Source organism: Aeromicrobium sp., assembly GCF_023146395.1.
Taxonomy (GTDB): Bacteria; Actinomycetota; Actinomycetes; order Propionibacteriales; family Nocardioidaceae; genus Aeromicrobium.
Genome location: NZ_JAGLCD010000013.1, coordinates 1 through 17810 on the forward strand (window position 1 = coordinate 1; position 17810 = coordinate 17810).

Annotated in this window: 16 protein-coding genes; 4 read left to right on the forward strand and 12 right to left on the reverse strand. The window is 72.2% G+C overall.

The genetic code is table 11. The features are described 5' to 3' along the window. A partial coding sequence (locus KAG51_RS10825) for a non-ribosomal peptide synthetase (RefSeq protein WP_290583525.1) occupies positions 1 to 3358 on the reverse strand: 3358 nt, incomplete at its 3' end. Positions 3359 to 3453: 95 nt separating this feature from the next. Here KAG51_RS10825 and KAG51_RS10830 point away from each other — a divergent pair. Beyond that, the gene (locus KAG51_RS10830; protein ID WP_290583526.1) at positions 3454 to 4119 is read left to right on the forward strand and encodes a DsbA family oxidoreductase; all 666 of its coding nucleotides are present in this window, start codon (positions 3454 to 3456) and stop codon (positions 4117 to 4119) included. Beyond that, positions 4116 to 4250: a hypothetical protein gene (locus KAG51_RS10835; protein ID WP_290583527.1), complete on the forward strand. Its 135-nt coding sequence runs from the start codon at positions 4116 to 4118 to the stop codon at positions 4248 to 4250. Before KAG51_RS10830 ends, KAG51_RS10835 begins: the two co-directional genes overlap by 4 nt. Before the next feature lies 1 nt (position 4251). On the opposite strand, the gene KAG51_RS10840 is transcribed toward KAG51_RS10835, so the two are convergent. From KAG51_RS10840 to KAG51_RS10855, 4 genes are read right to left on the reverse strand one after another with little or no spacing between them, the layout of a single operon-like run. After that, positions 4252 to 4659, reverse strand: coding sequence for a universal stress protein (locus KAG51_RS10840; RefSeq protein WP_290583528.1), 408 nt, complete (start codon positions 4657 to 4659; stop codon positions 4252 to 4254). After that, positions 4656 to 6164: a tripartite tricarboxylate transporter permease gene (locus tag KAG51_RS10845; protein ID WP_290583529.1), complete on the reverse strand. Its 1509-nt coding sequence runs from the start codon at positions 6162 to 6164 to the stop codon at positions 4656 to 4658. The genes KAG51_RS10840 and KAG51_RS10845 overlap by 4 nt, the downstream gene beginning before the upstream one ends. A gap of 1 nt (position 6165) precedes the next feature. Further along, positions 6166 to 6693, reverse strand: coding sequence for a tripartite tricarboxylate transporter TctB family protein (locus KAG51_RS10850; protein WP_290583530.1), 528 nt, complete (start codon positions 6691 to 6693; stop codon positions 6166 to 6168). Further along, on the reverse strand, positions 6690 to 7679 hold the full coding sequence (locus KAG51_RS10855; protein WP_290583531.1) for a tripartite tricarboxylate transporter substrate-binding protein: 990 nt from the start codon (positions 7677 to 7679) through the stop codon (positions 6690 to 6692). The genes KAG51_RS10850 and KAG51_RS10855 overlap by 4 nt, the downstream gene beginning before the upstream one ends. Before the next feature lie 87 nt (positions 7680 to 7766). On the opposite strand from KAG51_RS10855, the gene KAG51_RS10860 reads away from it, so the two are divergent. Continuing rightward, complete coding sequence (locus KAG51_RS10860) at positions 7767 to 9386, forward strand: ATP-binding protein (RefSeq protein WP_290583532.1); 1620 nt, start codon at positions 7767 to 7769, stop codon at positions 9384 to 9386. Then, complete coding sequence (locus KAG51_RS10865; protein ID WP_290583533.1) at positions 9383 to 10069, forward strand: response regulator; 687 nt, start codon at positions 9383 to 9385, stop codon at positions 10067 to 10069. Before KAG51_RS10860 ends, KAG51_RS10865 begins: the two co-directional genes overlap by 4 nt. A gap of 405 nt (positions 10070 to 10474) precedes the next feature. Here KAG51_RS10865 and argH read toward each other — a convergent pair whose 3' ends face one another. The 7 genes from argH to argC are packed head-to-tail and all read right to left on the reverse strand — an operon-like array spanning position 10475 to position 17801. Next, complete coding sequence (gene argH / locus KAG51_RS10870) at positions 10475 to 11908, reverse strand: argininosuccinate lyase (protein ID WP_290583534.1); 1434 nt, start codon at positions 11906 to 11908, stop codon at positions 10475 to 10477. Next, entirely contained in the window at positions 11901 to 12413 is a 513-nt protein-coding gene (locus tag KAG51_RS10875; protein ID WP_290583535.1) for an arginine repressor, read from the reverse strand. The genes argH and KAG51_RS10875 overlap by 8 nt, the downstream gene beginning before the upstream one ends. 13 nt (positions 12414 to 12426) lie before the next feature. Continuing rightward, positions 12427 to 13368: an ornithine carbamoyltransferase gene (gene argF / locus KAG51_RS10880; RefSeq protein ID WP_290583537.1), complete on the reverse strand. Its 942-nt coding sequence runs from the start codon at positions 13366 to 13368 to the stop codon at positions 12427 to 12429. Then, the gene (locus KAG51_RS10885; protein ID WP_290583539.1) at positions 13365 to 14594 is read right to left on the reverse strand and encodes an acetylornithine transaminase; all 1230 of its coding nucleotides are present in this window, start codon (positions 14592 to 14594) and stop codon (positions 13365 to 13367) included. Before KAG51_RS10885 ends, argF begins: the two co-directional genes overlap by 4 nt. After that, on the reverse strand, positions 14591 to 15583 hold the full coding sequence (argB, locus tag KAG51_RS10890; protein WP_290583541.1) for an acetylglutamate kinase: 993 nt from the start codon (positions 15581 to 15583) through the stop codon (positions 14591 to 14593). The genes KAG51_RS10885 and argB overlap by 4 nt, the downstream gene beginning before the upstream one ends. Then, a complete protein-coding gene (gene argJ, locus KAG51_RS10895) occupies positions 15580 to 16740 on the reverse strand; it encodes a bifunctional glutamate N-acetyltransferase/amino-acid acetyltransferase ArgJ (protein WP_290583543.1) in 1161 nt (386 codons plus the stop codon). The genes argB and argJ overlap by 4 nt, the downstream gene beginning before the upstream one ends. Continuing rightward, positions 16737 to 17801, reverse strand: a complete 1065-nt coding sequence (argC, locus tag KAG51_RS10900) for an N-acetyl-gamma-glutamyl-phosphate reductase (RefSeq protein ID WP_290583545.1) — start codon at positions 17799 to 17801, stop codon at positions 16737 to 16739. The genes argJ and argC overlap by 4 nt, the downstream gene beginning before the upstream one ends. Between the last annotated feature and the right edge of the window lie 9 nt (positions 17802 to 17810).

The window sequence follows — 17810 nt, forward strand, 5'->3', positions numbered from 1 at the left end:
CAACGTCCCTGGGCATCACACCTAGCAGCGCGGCAAGCACGACCGACCCCTGTGTCACGAGCCACAGAACCACGGTCACGACGAGGACACCGATCCACGCCGACACCCAGACCGCGACGATCCGGCAGACCTCCACCAGTGCGCGCAGCACCCGGAGCCGGCGCGGGGGCTCGAACGTGCGTGACGTGTCGGCGCCGCCGGCCGACCGGCGCAGCTGGACCGGCGGGCTGCCGAGCCATGACGTGCCGGCCTTCGCCGTGCCACGACGAGGCGCCGCCGACAGCACGGCCACCAGGCCCCCCTTGGGCACCTTGCGTCCCGGGGCCGTCATCCCGGAGTTGCCGACGAAGGCGCGGCGGCCGATCTTGACCCGCTCGACCCGGAGCCAGCCGCCGCCGAGCTCGTACATGCCCAGCATCGTGTCGTCGGCGAGGAACGCCCCGTCGTTCACGGTGGTCAGGCTCGGGATCATGAGGACGGTCGACGCCTCGACGTCGTCACCGATGCGGGCGCCGAGCAGGCGCAGCCAGGTCGGGGTCAGGAAGCTGGAGTACAGCGGGAACAGCCAGGTGCGCGCCTCGTCGAGGACCCGCACGACGGTCCACGCCCGCCACGCCTGGCGACCGTGGATCGGGTGGGTGCCGGGCTCGAGCCGGCGTGACTGCAGGCGGACGACCACGACGATGGCGGCGGCGAGCAGGAGTCCGGCGACGACCATGACCGCCGGCACCGCGACGACCGCCGTCGCCAACGCGGACCCGGCGTCGTCCGGCACGCCGGCGACCGCGAACCACAGCAGCGCCGCCACGGCGAGGCTCAGTCCCGGGAGGGCGGACAGCAGAGGCGCCGTGACCCCGTACGCGACCATCCAGGCCGGGCTTCGTCGCGCCTTGGTGGTGACCGAGGGACCGCGCGCCGGCCCGACGGCCTCGGCGGGCGCACCGGACCAGTACTCGCCGGAGGGCACACGCCCGAACACCGCGGACCCCGGACCGATCTCGGCGTCGTCGCCGACCTGCGCTCCTCCGGCCAGGGTGCTCCGGGTGCCGATCCGTGCCCGCTTGCCGACCGCGACGTGCCCGAGGTGGAACGTGCCGCCGTCGACCCAGTGGCCGGAGACGTCGACCTCGGGCTCGAGCGAGCAGTGCGCGCCCAGGGTCAGGAACCCGGTGACGGGTGGGACCGTGTGCAGGTCGACGCCGCGACCGACGGAGCACCCGAGGAGCTTGGCGTAGAGGGTCGTCAGGGCCGCCGAGCCGAGTCCGGTGGCCCCGACCTCGGCCGCGAGGCGCTCGGCGAACCAGACACGGACGTGGGTGGCGCCACCGCGTCGGTACCGCCCGGGGGACACACCCAGCAGCACGACCCGCGCCAGGGCGGAGGCCACGAGGACCCGGCCGGGCGGGAGGACGAGCAGGAGCCACATCGGGACCACCCACGCCCACCCCATCTCGGGCAGCCACGCGGCGTCGAGGACGCTGCGCGCGCCCAGGACCCCGAGGCCGATCCACGCCAGCCAGCGCAGGCCGCCGACCGTGCGCGCCACGACCGTCGCCAGCGTCAGGGCGACCTGCGACCCGAGCGGCACCGGGTGCACTGTCTCGTTGGCCTTGGCGTCGCGCCCTCGCATGCCCTCCAGGACCGTCGCCAGGTCGCCCAGCGTCGGGTGCTCGTAGACGTCGGCGACCGTGAGCTCGGGGATCTCCTCACGGACCCGCGCGACGAGCTGCGCCGCGGTCAGGCTGCCGCCACCGAGGTCGAAGAAGTCCGCGTCGGCGCCGTCGGGGCTCGCTCCGAGCAGGTCCCGCCAGAGGCCCGCCAGCCACGCAGCGCCGGAACCGAGATCGGCCGTTGCCGACTCGTCCGACGGCAGCGGCCACGGGAGCGCGTCACGGTCGATCTTGCCGGAGGTGCGGGTGGGGATCGTCTCGACCACCGCGAGCCGGGGCACCAACGCGGCGGGCATCGTGGCGCGGAGGTGCTGGGACGCGGATGCCGGGTCGAAGACCGGGTCATGATCGGGGTCGATGCTGACGTACCCGACGAGCACCGTGTTGCCGGCGGCGCTCTTGCGGATCGCGGCCGCCGCGGCGATGACGCCCGGCAGGCCCAAGAGCGCGCTGTCGAGCTCACCGAGCTCGATGCGGCGACCGCCGATCTTGACCTGGTCGTCCGCGCGACCCTGGAAGAGCAGGCCCTCGGGATCGTTCACGACGACGTCACCGCTGCGGTAGGCGCGTTCCCAGCCGAGAGTCGGCATCGCGGCGTACTTCTCGGCGTCCTTGGTGGGGTCCAGGTAGCGCGCCAGGCCGACGCCACCGATGATCAGCTCCCCGGCCTCACCCTCCGGGACGGGGAGGCCCTGCGCGTCGACGACCGCGAGGTCCCAGCCGTCCAGCGGGAGCCCGATGCGTACGGGACCCTCCGGCCCGAGCTGCGCGCCGCACGCCACGACGGTGGCCTCGGTCGGCCCGTAGGTGTTCCAGACCTCGCGGTCCGGGGTGGCCAGCCGGGCCCCGATCTCGGGCGGACATGCCTCGCCGCCGAGGATCAGCAGACGGACGCGATCGAGCGCCGACGTGGGCCACAGCGACACGAGCGTGGGCACGGTCGACACGACCGTGATGCCGTTCGCGACGAGCCAGCCGCCCAGCTCCGCCCCGCTCTTGACCAGCGACCGGGGGGCGGGCACGAGGCAGGCGCCGTGCCGCCAGGCCAACCACATCTCCTCGCACGACGCGTCGAAGGCGACCGAGAGGCCCGCCATGACGCGGTCGCCCGGTCCGAGCGGCGCATCGGCCAGGAACCAGCGCGCCTCCGCGTCGACGAACGCCGCCGCGTTGCGGTGACGCACGGCCACGCCCTTGGGGGTCCCGGTCGAGCCGGAGGTGAAGATGATCCAGGCGTCGTCCTCGGTCGTGGGGAACGCCCGCTCGTCCTCGCTCAGCTCGCGGGCGGGGCGGCGGAGGGCCACCTGCATCCCGTCACCCACGACCGCGGCCACGGCCGCCTCCCCCAGCACGGTGCGGGCGCGCTCCGGCGGGTCGTCGACGTCGACGGGCACGTAGGCGGCGCCCGCCACGATCACACCTGCGATCGCGGCGTAGAGGTCGACCGTTCCGGAGTCGATGCGGATGCCCACGCGGTCGCCGCGGCCCACGCCGAGCGCGTGGAGCTCGTCGGCCAGGAGCGAGGCACGCTCCCAGAACTCGGCGTAGGTGAGGACCTCGGCGCCGTTGTCGACGGCCGGGGACTCCGGCACCGTCTCCGCCGTCGCGCGCAGGATGTCGACCAAGGTGCGGGGGTCCGGCGCGGCGGCGGAACGCAGCAGGGGCGAGGCCGCAACGGGGTCGGTCACCGCCGGATGCTCCCACCTCCAGGTGAACGCAAGGTGTCGGACACGCCGGCCGCGACGGCGGGAACACGACCCGGCCCCAGCGTGTTGGACCCATCATGAGCCATCCCGTGAAGGTCGACGTCTGGTCCGACATCGCCTGCCCCTGGTGCTTCGTCGGCAAGCGCCGCTTCGAACAGGCCGTGGCCCGCTTCGACGGCGAGGTCGAGGTCGAGTACCACTCGTTCGAGCTCTCCCCCGAGACGCCGGTCGACTACGCCGGCACCGAGGCCCAGTTCCTGGCCCAGCACAAGGGCCTGCCGACGCAGCAGGCCGAGCAGATGCTCGCGCAGATGACGGAGCTCGCTGCTGGCGAGGGCCTCGCCTACGACTTCGGCAGCCTGCAGCACGCCAACACCGTGCTGGCCCACCAGGCCCTGCACCACGCCAAGGCGCACGGCAAGCAGGTCGAGCTCAAGGAGCGCCTGCTGGCGGCCTACTTCGAGCAGGGCCTCAACCTCAACCACGCCGAGGTGCTGGCCGACCTTGCGGCGGAGGTCGGGCTCGATCGCGACGCGGTGCTGACCGACCTCGAGAGCGGCGCGCACCTGCCCGCGGTGCGCGCGGACCAGGAGCAGGCGATCGAGTACGGCATCGGCGGCGTACCGTTCTACGTCTTCGACGGTCGGCTCGCGGTCTCCGGCGCACAGTCCCCCGACGTCTTCGTCACGGCGCTGGAGCGTGTCGCCCGGGAGGCCGTGACCGAGTCGGGACAGCCCGCATGAGCGGCCCCTTTGAGATGGTCGGCGAGGTCGACGCACCCGTCTGCGTCGACGGCGTGTGCGCGCTTCCCACGGACGCCGTCGAGGCCGCGCCCGCGGGTGCGGGCACGGCCTCGGACGGCCAGCACACCTAGGTCAGAGCAGCTCGGTGCCCGCCTCGGGCTTGACGGCCAGGACCGGGCACGGCGCGTCGAGGATGATGCGCTGCGCGACGCTGCCCAGCAACATCTTGCCGACCGGCGAGCGGTGCCGGATGCCCACGACGGCCAGGGACGCACCCGTGCCCTGGATCTCGTCGACCACGGCCGCCGCGACGTCGTCGACGACGCCGTGGGCGACCCGGACCTTGAGGCCCAACTGGGTGATGGCGGCCGTGACCCGGGCGATCTCCTCGTCGGCGGCGTAGCGCCGATCCACGAGGGCGTCGCCGCGCGTCACGTTCACGACCACGAGGTCCTCGTGGCGCTGCTCCGCCTGGGCCACGGCGTGGGCCAGCGCGGCCGCTCCGTACTCGTCGGCCGACCAGGCCACGACGACCGTCATGCGGACACCTCCTGCTTCTCGTCCTCCAGCTCGGACGAGGGGGTCCCCGTCCGACGTCCTGCCACGATCGTGCCGATCAGCAGCAGCGCCATGACGATGTAGACGGCCACCGCGACCGGCTCGCTCCACAAGGTCGACACGTCACCCTGCGAGATCGCCAGTGCCTGCGTCAGCTGCAGCTCCAGCAGCGGGCCGAGGATCACCCCGATCACGAGCGGAAGGACCGGGAGCCCGAACCGCCGCATCGCCAGGCCCAGCAGACCCAGCACCCCCAGCAGCGCCAGGTCGAACGCGTCGAAGTTGACGCTGTAGGCCCCGAGCGAGGCGAAGAACAGGATGCCGGCGTACAGGTAGGGCCGCGGGATCTGCAGCAGCTTCGCCCAGACCGGCGCGAGCGGCAGGTTGATCAGCAGCAGCAGCGTGTTCGCGATGAACAGGCTCGCGAGCAGGGCCCAGACCAGCTCGGGGTTCGCGTCGAGGAACTGCGGGCCGGGCTGGAGTCCGTAGTTCTGCATCGCGACCAGGATGACCGCAGCCGTCGCGGTGGTGGGCAGACCGATCGCGAGCAGGGGCACCAGGGTGCCGGCGGCCGAGGCGTTGTTGGCGGCCTCCGGCCCCGCGACGCCCTCGATGGCCCCGTGACCGAACTCCTCGGGGTGCTTGGAGAGGCGACGCTCGGTGATGTACGACAGGAACGTCGGCACCTCGGCGCCACCGGCCGGCAGCGCGCCGAACGGGAAGCCGTACGCCGTGCCGCGCAGCCACGGCATCCACGAGCGACGCCAGTCGCTGCGGCTCATCCACGGCTGACCCACGGGAATGATCTCCAGCGGCTTGCGACGCAGGTGCGCCGCGACCCACAGGGCCTCGCCGATCGCGAAGATCGCGACCGCGACGATCACGATGTCGATGCCGTCGGCGAGCTTGGCCTCCCCGAACGTCATGCGTGCCTGGCCCGTGGACGTGCCTACCAGACCGATCGCGAGCCCCAGGAACAGGGCGACGAAGCCGCGCAGCTTGGAGGACCCGAGCACCGCGGTCACCGCGAACAGGGCGAGCACCATGATGGCGAAGTACGACGGCGCGCCGAGCGTGACGACGAGATCGGCGATGTTCGGCGCGAGCACCACGAGCAGGACCGTGCCGATCGTGCCGGCGATGAACGAGCCGATCGCCGCCGTGGCCAGGGCCTGGGCCGCACGACCCTTCTTGGCCATCTTGTTGCCCTCGAGCGCCGTGACGACCGAGGAGGACTCCCCCGGCGTGTTGAGCAGGATCGAGGTCGTCGAGCCGCCGTACATGCCGCCGTAGTAGATGCCGGCGAACATGATGAGCGCACTGCTCGGCGAGACGTTGTACGTCACGGGCAGCAGCAGGGCCACGGTCATGGCCGGGCCGATGCCGGGCAGCACGCCGACCGCCGTGCCGAGCAGCACGCCGATCACGGCGAAGAGCAGGTTGGTGGGGGTCAGCGCGGTCGCGAACCCGTCGAGGAGAAGCTCCATGTCAGAGCACCCCGTCCAGGACGCCCGCGGGGATCGGGATGCCGAGCCCCACGTAGAACCCGTACCAGGTCAGCAGTCCGAGCGCCGTGCCGATCGCGATGTCGAGGATCAGCCGGCGGCTGCCCAGCACTCGCGCGGTCCCGACGAACAGGAACGCGCCGACGATCGCCCAGCCGAGCCAGCTGATCGTCAGCACGACGACCACGAACACGGCGCCGAGCTTGGCGACGGTCGCCCAGTCGCTGCCCTGCGTGAGGTCGACGTCCTCGCCACCCTCGGCCTCGGCGACGTCGCCCCGGTAGGTCGCGACCGTCAGCAGCACCGACAGCAGGACCAGGACCGATCCGATGACGTAGCCGAAGGTGTACGGCTGGACGGGTTGATCGGCGAACCCGTCCTTGAGGCCCGCGGCGTCGACCAGGACCAGCACGCCGACGACCAGCAGGAAGGCCGCGAGGCCGTACTGCGCGGTGTCGACGATCTTTCCGCGGGACGACTCCCGTGCCTCAGGGGTGATGTCGGTGGTCATGCCAGTCCCAGCTCCTTCAGCGTCGACTCGACGCGGTTGTTCTGCTCGATGAGGAAGTCCTCGAACTCCTCGCCGACCATGAAGTTGTCGATCCAGCCGTTGCGCTCGAGCGCGTCCTCCCACTCCGGGGTGTCGTGCATCTCGGTGAGCAGGTCGACCAGGTCCTGGCGCGCCTCCTCGGAGATGCCCGGCGGTGCGAGGACACCGCGCCAGTTGAGGAACTCCAGGTCGACGCCCTCCTCCTGGAGCGTCGGCGCGTCGACCGTCTCCAGGCGTTCGGCACCCGAGACCGCCAGGACGCGCAGCTCCCCGCTGTCGATCTGGCCCTGGAACTCCCCGAGGCCCGACATGCCGACGTCGATCTTCTCGCCGAGCAGTGCCGTCGTCAGTGGTCCTCCACCGTCGTAGGCGATGTAGTTGACGTCGTTCGGGTCGATGCCGATCGTCTGCGCGAGCTGCATCGGGAACAAGTGGTCGGGGCCGCCCGGCGACGAGCCGCCGCCGACGGTGACGCTGCCGGGATCGGCCGTCCACGCCGCCACGAGGTCGTCGACACTCTGGAACGGCGAGTCCGCGGGCACGAGGATGCCCTCGGCCTCCGCGACGAGACCGGCGACGGGTGTGGCCCGATCGACCGTGGCGTCGGACCTGTTGGTGAACACCGCTCCGACGACGCCGAGGCCCATCAGGAGCATGACGTCGTCGGAACCCTTCTCGTTGAGCAGGCGCTGCATCGCGACCGTGCCGCTCGCGCCGATGACGTTGTTGATCTCGAACCGGCCGGTCAGCCCGTCCTGCTCCATGACCTGGGCGGCCGAGCGGCCTGTCAGGTCGTAGCCGCCACCGGGACTGTTCGGGATCATCATCCGCAGCCGGCGGTTGTCGGGGTCGGTGCCGTCTCGAGTCACGCCGCACGCCGAGACGGTGGCGACGAGGACGGCGGCGAGGGCCAGTGCGAGAGCACGGCTCCATCGACGTGATGTCATGGTTCCTCCTGGGTCACGACGATCCTGGGCGATGATGTGGTCTGCGTCACTCTTCTGGACGCAAAGGAGGTTGTGGTCGTTGTGATCATGCGTCGTACGCGACTGACCCTGGCCGGTCAGATCCTCATGCTGCAGCTCGTGGTCATCTGCGGCGTGCTCGTCGTGATCGCCATGATCTCGGTGCGGCAGAGCACCGAGACGTTCCAGGCCACCCGCGGCAGCGCGATGCGGTCGGTCGCCGAGTACACCTCGAACGTCGCGGTCGTGCGCGACCAGATCGACGAGCCCGGCGCGACACGGGCCCTCGCCCCGACGGTCGACCGCGGCCTGCAGCTGTCCGGCGCGACGACGGTCGCCATCGCCGACGCCGGCGGCACCATCGTGGCCTCCTCCGATCCGCGCGAGGTCGGTACCCGGGCCGTCCTCGGCGACAGCCGCATCGGCGAGGGCCGCGGCTGGAGCGGCGACCTCACGATCAACGGCGTCCGCGTGGTCGCCGCCCACGCCCCGGTCATCGGCGACGACGGTTCGGTGCTCGGCTTCACGATCGCGACGCAGGCGTACCCCCGGCTGTGGGACCGCATCACCGACGAGACGACCGACCTCGCGGTCTTCCTGGGCATCGGGGCCCTCGCCGGGGGCCTCGGGACGTGGTGGGTCTCGCGCCTGCTCAAGCGCCGCACCCGGGGCCTCGGCAGCGCCGAGATCGCGACGTTGGCCGACCATCGCGAGGCCCTCCTGCACAGCATCGGCGAAGGAGTCGTGGCGGTCGACCCGTCAGGGCGGGTCACGCTCGTCAACGACGGCGCCCGCGCCCTGCTGGGCCTGCAGGGCGTGGTGATCGGTCGCCCGGTCTCGAGCCTCGACCTGCCCGAGGACGTGCGGCGGCTGCTCGGCGACCACGACGACGCGCACGACGAGGTCGTCGTGGTGGGCGACCGGGTCCTGGTCGTCAACCGGCGCGCGGCGAGCAGCCACGGCCGTGGGATCGGTAGCGTCACGACCATGCGCGACCGGACCGAGCTCGTCTCGTTGCAGAACCAGCTCAGCTCGAACCTCTCGATCAGCGACACCCTCCGGGCCCAGACGCACGAGTTCGCGAACCGCCTGCACACGATCTCGGGCCTGGTCGAGCTGGAGGAGTACGACGAGCTCGCCCAGCTGCTCGGCACGCTGACCCGGGAGCGAGCCGACCTCGACGCGCGGATCCGAGACCGGGTCGAGGACCCGGCGGTCGCCGCGCTGCTCGTCGCCAAGTCCTCCGCGGCCACGGAGGTCGCGGTGCGCCTGGTCCTGCACGATCAGGCCCACCTGCCCGCCGTCGCGGCGGACCTCTCCGCCGATCTCACGACGATCATCGGCAACCTGATCGACAACGCGATCGACGCCAGCCGCGGGCACGAGCCGGCCCAGGTCGAGGTCATGACCGGAGTGGTCGACCAGGACGTCGTGGTGACCGTCACCGACACCGGCCCCGGGGTACCGGACCACCTGCGCGACACGATCTTCGTCCGGGGGTTCTCGACCAAGCCCGAGGTGCTCGGCGGCCGCGGGATCGGTCTGCCGCTCGTGCGCGTCATCGCGACCCGCCGCGGGGGCCGGGTCGACGTCGTCCACACCGGCGAGCACGGCGCGCGCTTCGAGGTCAGGGTCCCGCTGGTCGCCCCCTCCCCTCACACCGTCGTGACCGGGGCGGCGTCGCGATGAGCACGGTCCGCGACCTGCGCGTGCTCGTGGTCGACGACGACTTCATGGTCGCGCGCATCCACGAGCGATTCGTCGAGCGCACCGCGGGGTTCACCACGGTGGGCACGGCTCGCACAGGCGCCGAGGCCCTCGAGCTGGTCACGCAGCTCTCCCCCGACATCGTGCTGCTCGACGTCCACCTCCCCGACCTGGACGGTCTCGAGGTGCTGCGTCAGGTCCGCGCCCTCGGCCACGAGGTCGGCGTCGTCATGGTCACCGCCGAGCGCGACGCCGAGATCGTGCGCGCCGCCCTGCTGGGCGGTGCGCAGCAGTACCTCGTCAAGCCGTTCGAGCACCCGGCGCTGGAGACCCGGCTCCAGGCGGTGCGCGCGACGCTGACCGCCCTCGGGACCCTCGACAGCGATCCCCAGGTGGTCGACCAGGCCTCGATCGACCGGGCGTTCGGCGCGGCGGGGGTCTCGACCGAGCTGCCGAAGGGCCTCAGCCAGGAGACCGCCGGGGCGGTCCTGGAGGCGCTGCGCCAGCGCGGCGAGCTGTCCGCCAGCGAGGCCGGCCAGGACGTGGGGCTCTCCCGGGTCAGCGCGCGACGCTACCTCGAGCACTTCGTGACGGAGGGCCGCGCCACGGTGCGTCTGCAGTACGGCACGACTGGGCGCCCCGAGCGCCGCTACTCCGTGAGCTGAGGCCCCGGCGACGACGTCGCCCTACCCGTTGGTCGAGTGCTGACCGAGGAACGAGGGCGGCGTATCGAGACCCGGTCAGGCGACCTCGATCCGGCACCACCGGCCGGACCGACCTCGCGCGATCACGCAACCAGGGTCTCGATACTCGCCCCTCGTCCCTCGGGACGAACTCGACCACCAGAACAAGCCCACCTCGATCCGGCACCACCGGCCGAGCCAACCGCGCGCGATCACGCAACCAGGGTCTCGATACTCGCCCCTCGTCCCTCGGGACGAACTCGACCACCAGAACGGGCGACCGCGATCCCGCACCACCAGGACGACCGACCTCGATCCCGCACCACCAGAACGGCCGACCTCGATCCGGCACCACCGGAACGGGCGACCTCGCCGGTGGGCGCAGGCCTACAGGCGCTTGCGCAGCTCGGCGAGCTGTTCGGTGACCCGCGCCAGCGCGGTGCCACCGCGGCCGTCGCGCGACGCGATCGACCCCTCGACCGTCAGGACCTCGCGCACCGCGGGCGTCAGGTGCGGCGAGATCGCCGCGAAGTCGTCGTCGGTCAGCTCGTCGAGCTCGATGCCCCGCTGCTCGCACACCTGCACGCAGGCCCCGGAGATCTCGTGGGCGCTGCGGAACGGGACCCCCTCGCGGACCAGCCACTCGGCGATGTCGGTGGCGAGCGCAAATCCCTGCGGCGCGAGCTCGGCCATGCGGTCGGTGTGGAACGTGAGCGTGGCGATCATGCCGGTGAAGGCCGGCAGCAGGACCTCGAGGGTGTCGACGGAGTCGAACACCGGCTCCTTGTCCTCCTGCAGGTCCCGGTTGTAGGCCAGCGGGAGCGCCTTGAGCGTCGCGAGAAGCCCGGCGAGGTTGCCGATGAGCCGGCCCGACTTGCCCCGGGCGAGCTCGGCGATGTCGGGGTTCTTCTTCTGCGGCATGATGCTCGACCCGGTGGAGTAGCCGTCGTGCAGCGTGACGAAGCCGAACTCCTTGGTGTTCCAGAGGATGACCTCCTCGGCCAGACGCGAGACGTCGACCCCGATCTGGGCCGCCACGAAGGCGAACTCCGCCACGAAGTCCCGCGACGACGTGCCGTCGATCGAGTTGGGCGTGGAGCCCGCGAAGCCCAGGTCCGCGGCGACCGCCTCGGGGTCCAGGCCCAACGACGAGCCTGCGAGCGCCCCCGAGCCGTAGGGCGACTCGGCGCCGACCCGGGCGTCCCACTCGCGCAGCCGGTCCAGGTCGCGCACGAGCGGCCACGCGTGCGCCAGCAGGTGGTGCGACAGCAGCACCGGCTGCGCGTGCTGCAGGTGGGTGCGGCCCGGCATGGCAGCCCCCAGGTGGGCCTCGGCCTGGTCGGCCAGCGCCCGCACCAGCTCGCCCACGAGGCGGGCCACGAGGCGCGCGTGCTCCCGCAGGTAGGCGCGGAACAGGGTGGCGACCTGGTCGTTGCGCGACCGGCCGGCCCGCAGGCGCCCGCCCAGCTCCGGCCCCAGCCGCTCCATCAGGCCGCGCTCGAGCGCGGAGTGGACGTCCTCGTCGTCGGGCTCGGGCAGGAACGCACCCGAGCGGACGTCGCCGTCGAGCGCCGCGATGCCCTCGAGCATCGCGGCGAGGTCCTCGGCCGTCAGGAGCCCGGCGGCGTGCAGCACGCGGGCGTGCGAGCGGGAGCCGGCCAGGTCGTACGGTGCCAGGCGCCAGTCGAAGTGCGTCGACCGCGAGAGCTCGGTGAGCTCGGGCGACGGCCCGCTGGCGAACCGGCCGCCCCACAGGCGGGACTCCCCCCCGGAGGCCACCTCGGTGCCGCTGGTCGTGTCGATCTCGCGAGAGTCAGTCATCGGTGGGCACCTTACGGGCGAGGTCGGTGAAGTGGGCGGCCAAGTCGTCGCCACCCAGAGGGTCACGGCAGATGATCATGACCGTGTCGTCGCCGGCGATCGTGCCGAGCACGGCCGGCATCGCGACGTGGTCGACGGCGGAGGCGAAGTACTGGGCGGCTCCCGGCGGCGTCCGCAGCACCACGAGATTGGCCGACGACTCGGCGCTCACGACGACCTCCCGCGCGAGTCGGGCCATGCGGGCCAGGGCGGCGGCGCTGTCGCCGGCGGGCTGCGGGGTGCGGTCTCCGCCTTCAGCCGGGACCGCGTACACGAGCCCGCCGTCGGCGTGCCGCACCCGCACGGCATCGAGCTCCACGAGGTCGCGCGAGAGGGTCGAGGGCGTGGCGTGCACGCCGCGCTCCTGCAGCAGCACGACGAGGTCGCCCTGCGAGCGCACGGGGTGACGTTGCAGCAGCTCGACGACGAGCTGCTGGCGGGCGGCCTTGGTGTCAGGAACGGTCATGCGTGCCACGTCCTCATGCCCGCGACTTCTCGAGGAGCCACGTCAGGACGGCCTTCTGGGCGTGCAACCGGTTCTCGGCCTCGTCCCACACGACGCTCTGCGGGCCGTCGAGCACCTCCGCGGCGATCTCCAGACCCCGGTAGGCCGGCAGGCAGTGGAGCACGATCGCATCGGGCTTGGCCAGCGCGAGCGCCTCGCTGGTCAGCGAGTACGGGCCGAAGACCGCCAGGCGCTCGGCCTTGGTGTCCTCCAGCCCCATGGAGACCCACGTGTCGGTGATCACGACGTCGGCTCCCGTCACGGCCGCGACCGGATCGGCCGTGACCGTGACCGAGCCGCCCGTGGTGGCCGCGATGCGCTCGGCGTCGGCCACGACCTCGGCAGCGGGCTGGTACCCCTGCGGCGCACCGATCCGGACGTGCATGCCGGCCGTGGCGCCACCGAGGACGTAGGAGTGACCCATGTTGCAGGCACCGTCGCCCAGGAAGGCCACCTGGAGTCCGGCCAGCGTGCCCTTGTGCTCGATCACGGTCTGCCAGTCGGCCAGGATCTGACACGGGTGGAAGTCGTCGCTCAGGGCGTTGACGACCGGGACCCCGGACATCGCGGCCATCGTCTCGAGGTCACGCTGGTGGTACGTGCGCCACACGACCCCGCTGACCATGCGTCCCAGGACCCGGGCCGTGTCCTCGACCGGCTCTCCGCGGCCAGCCTGGGTCGTGCCGCGGTCCATGACCAGGGGGGAACCGCCGAGGTCGGCGATGCCGACCGCGAACGACACGCGCGTGCGGGTGGAGGACTTGTCGAACATGACCGCGACCGTCTGGGGACCCTCGAGGGGGCGGCGGCTGTACGGCTCGGCCTTGAGCTGCGCGGCGAGCGCCAGCACCTCGGCCTGCTCGGCCGGGCTGAGGTCGTCGTCGCGCAGCAGGTGCCGCAGGACCGGTGTCGTCACGCCAGGACCTCGTCGAGCAGGGCCGAGATCGTGGCGACGGCGTGGGCCGCCTCGTCCTCGGTCAGCACGAGCGCCGGTGCGAGGCGCAGCCGGTCCGGCGTCGGCGCGTTGACGATCAGGCCCGCGTCGTAGGCGGCGGCCTGGACGTCGGCCGCCCGCGGCTCGGTCAGGACGACGCCGCGCAGCAGCCCGCGTCCGGTCACGGCCTGCACCCGGGGGTGACGCGCCAGCCCCGCCGCGAGCTGGTCGCCACGCGCCGTCGCGCTCGCGAGCAGCCCCTCGGACTCGATCGTCGCGATGACGGCCAGCGCGGCGGCCGTGGCCACCGGGTTGCCGCCGAAGGTCGTGCCGTGCTGGCCCGGCCCGAGCAGGGTCGCAGCGTCACCCAGCGCGATCATCGCGCCGATCGGGATCCCGCCCCCGAGGCCCTTGGCGAGCGTCACGAGATCGGGCACGACACCCGAGGAGGTGTGCGCGAACCAGTCCCCCGTGCGTCCGACCCCGGTCTGCACCTCGTCGACCCACAGCAGCGCACCGTGCCGCGCCGTGATCTCCCGCGCAGCGGCCAGGTAGCCCTCCGGCGGGTCGACGACCCCGGCCTCACCCTGGATCGGCTCGACCACGAAGGCCGCGACGGTGTCGTCGATCGCCGCCTCGAGGGCCGGGGCGTCGCCGTACGGGACGAAGGTCACGTCGCCGGGCAGCGGCTCGAACGGCTCGCGGTACTGCGCCTTGGAGGTCAGCGCCAGCGAGCCCATCGTGCGCCCGTGGAAGCTGCCCTCGGTCGCGACGACGCGGGTGCGCCCCGTGCGCCGGGTGGCCTTGAACGCCGCCTCGTTCGCCTCGGCGCCGGAGTTCGCGAAGAAGACTCTTCCGTTTGCCGCCCCCGGCTGACCGCCGAGCAGCTCCAGCAGCTTCTCCGCGAGCCGGACCTGCGGCTCGGAGATGAAGAAGTTCGACACGTGCCCGAGCGTCTGCAGCTGGCTCGTGACCGCCTCGACGATGGCCGGGTGCGCGTGGCCGAGGGAGTTGACCGCGATGCCGCCGAGCAGGTCCAGGTAGCGGTTGCCGTCGACGTCCCACACCGTCGAGCCCTCACCCCGGGCGAGCACCCGAGCCGGCACCCCGAAGGTGTTCATGACCGAGTCCTGGTAGCGCGCCGTCAGCTCGGCGCCCGTGACGGGCGTGCCCGCCCAGCCCGCGGGCCGGGTGGGCTGGCTCGTCACGGCTTCTCCTTGTCGACGCTCGTGGAGTACAGCGCCGTGCGGATCCGGGTGCGAGCACCCGGCACGACCTGGGTGCCGACCCCCTCGTCGGTGAACATCTCCAGGAGCACCGCGTGCGACTCACGACCGTCGACCACGGTCGCGCGGGCCACGCCGCCCTGGACGGCCTTGAGGCAGGCGGTCATCTTCGGGATCATGCCGCTGGCCAGGCCGGGGATCAGGGCCTCGAGGCTCTCCGGGCTGATCTCCCCGATCACGTCGGTCGAGTTCGGCCAGTCGGCGTAGAGCCCCTCGACGTCGGTCAGGACCAGGAGCTTCTCGGCCCCCAGGGCCACCGCGAGGGCCGCCGCTGCCGTGTCGGCGTTGACGTTGTGCACCTGCCCGTGCTTGTCGGGCGCGACGCTCGACACGACCGGGATGCGGCCCGCCTCGATGATGTCCCGCACGGCCTCGGGACGGACGTCGACGACCTCCCCGACCAGGCCGACGTCGACCGGCTCACCGTCGACGAGCGGCATCGTGCGCTCGGCCGTGAACAGCCCTGCGTCCTCACCCGAGAGACCGACGGCCATCGCGCCGTGGCGGTTGAGCAGGCCCACGAGCTCGCGGCCCACCTGGCCGGTCAGGACCATCCGGACGACGTCCATCGTCTCCGGGGTCGTGACCCGCAGGCCGCCACGGAACTCCGACTCGATGTCGAGCTTGTCGAGCATCGTGCTGATCTGCGGGCCACCGCCGTGCACCACGACGGGCTTGAACCCCGCCAGACGCAGGAAGACGATGTCCTCGGCGAACGCCTGCTTGAGCGTGTCGTCGGTCATGGCGTTGCCGCCGTACTTCACGACCACGACCTTGTCGTGGTACTTCTTCAGCCACGGCAGCGCGTGCGCCAGGATGCCGGCCTTGGTCGTGGCCTTCTTCCAGTCATCCGGGTGCCACTCGTCGGGCCCGTCGTCGGTGCTCGTCGGGACGCTCTTGAAGTCGTTCATGAGCTGTAGGCGGAGTTCTCGTGGACGTACGCCTGCGTGAGGTCGTTGGTCCAGATCGTCGCCGCCTCCTTTCCTGCTTTGAGGTCGATCGTGACGGTGACGGCGCGCTGCTCGAGGTCGATGCTGCTGGGGTCCTCGGCAGGGCCGCTCTGGCGGCAGACCCAGACGCCGTTGAGCGCGACGTCGAGGTCCGCCGGGTCGAAGGCGGCATCCGTGGTGCCGACCGACGCCAGGATGCGCCCCCAGTTGGGGTCCTTGCCGAAGATCGCGCACTTGAACAGATTGCTGCGCGCGACCGACCGGCTGACCTCCAGGGCGTCCTGCTCGCTGGCGGCGTTGACCGTCTCGATCGCGATCTCGTGGTCGGCGCCCTCGGCGTCGGCCAGCAGCTGCAGCGCGAGGTCACGGCACACCTCGGTCAGCAGGCTCGTGAACTCGGCCAGGTCGGGCGAGACCTCGGCGGCGCCGGAGGCCATCAGCAGCACGGTGTCGTTGGTCGACTGGCACCCGTCGGAGTCGAGGCGGTCGAAGGACTGCGCCGTGGCCGCCCGCAGGGCCGCGTCGAGGTCGGTCGCGGCCAGGTCGGCATCGGTCGTGATGACGACGAGCATCGTGGCCAGCGCCGGGGCGAGCATGCCGGCCCCCTTGGCCATGGCACCGATCGTGTAGCCGCCGGCACCCCCGCCGGTGCGGACGGCCTGCTTGCTCACGGTGTCGGTGGTCATGATCGCGGTCGCAGCCGCGGCTCCCCCGTCGGCGCTGAGGGCCGAGACCGCCTCGCGCACCCCGCCCAGCAGGTCGTCCTTGTCGTTCAGCAAGCCGATCAGACCGGTCGAGCACACCTGCACGTCGATCGGGCCGACGCCGAGCAGCTCACCGGCGAGCTCGGCCGTCTCGTGCACGATCTGGAAACCGGCCGCACCCGTGTAGCAGTTGGCGCCGCCGGAGTTCAGCACGACCGCTCGAGCGCTGCCGGTCGAGATGGCCTGCTCGCTCCACAGGACCGGATTGGCCTTGCACCGGTTCGACGTGAAGACCGCAGCGGCCGACGAGATGGGGCCGTCGTTGACGACCAGCGCGACATCGGGTGCCCCGCTCGTCTTCAGACCGGCAGCGATGCCGGACGCCTTGAATCCTGCCGCGGCCGTGACGCTCATGGGGCAACTCCTTCGGTCGGCAGGCCGGTGGTCTCGGGCAGACCGAGGGCGAGGTTCATGGACTGGATCGCACCGCCGGCGGTGCCCTTGACCAGGTTGTCGAGCGCCGTGACCGTGACGAGCCGGCCGACCTTCTCGTCGATCGCGACCTGCACGTGGACCTGGTTCGAGCCGAGCGTCGCCGCGGTGGAGGGCCACACGCCCTCCGGCAGCAGGTGCACGAACGGCTCGGTCGCATACGCCGCGTCGTACGCCGCGCGCACCGACGCCAGGTCGGTGCCCGGCCGAAGGCGCGCCGTGGCCGTGGCGAGGATGCCCCGCGACATCGGCACCAGGGTCGGGGTGAACGACAGGGCCACGTCGCTCGCACCGGCATGACGCAGGTTCTGGACGATCTCCGGGATGTGCCGGTGCGTGCCACCGACCGCGTACGGCACCGCGGCGCCGAGTCCCTCGGAGGCCAGCAGATGCGGCTTGGCCGCCTTGCCGGCACCGGAGTAGCCGTTGGCCAGGACCGCGACCAGGTCGGTGCTCTCGACGAGGCCACCGGCGATCGCCGGCTGCAGGCCGAGCGTCACGGCCGTGACGTTGCACCCCGGGACCGCGATGCGCGTGACCGAGCCGAGCTCCTCCCGCTGACGGTTCGCACCCGGCTCGTCACCGCCGATCATGAGCTCCGGCAGGCCGTAGGGCCAGGTCCCGGCGTGCTCGCTGCCGTAGTAGGCGACCCAGTCCTCGGCGCTCTCCAGCCGGTGGTCGGCGCCGCAGTCGATCACGAGGGTGTCGGGACCGAGCGCCGCGGCGACCTTGCCGGACTCGCCGTGGGGCAGGCCGAGGAACACGACGTCGTGGCCCGCGAGGGTCTCCGGCGTCGTGGGCTCGATCACGCGGTCGTGCAGACGGACCAGATGCGGCTGGTGCTCGACCAGCCGCGATCCGGCGCTCGAGGCTGCGGTGAGCGCGCCGATGCTGATGGCCGGGTGACCGAGCAGGAGGCGCAGGACCTCACCACCGGCGTACCCGCTCGCGCCGGCGACGGCGACGTTGTACGTGTGGCTCATGGTTCAACC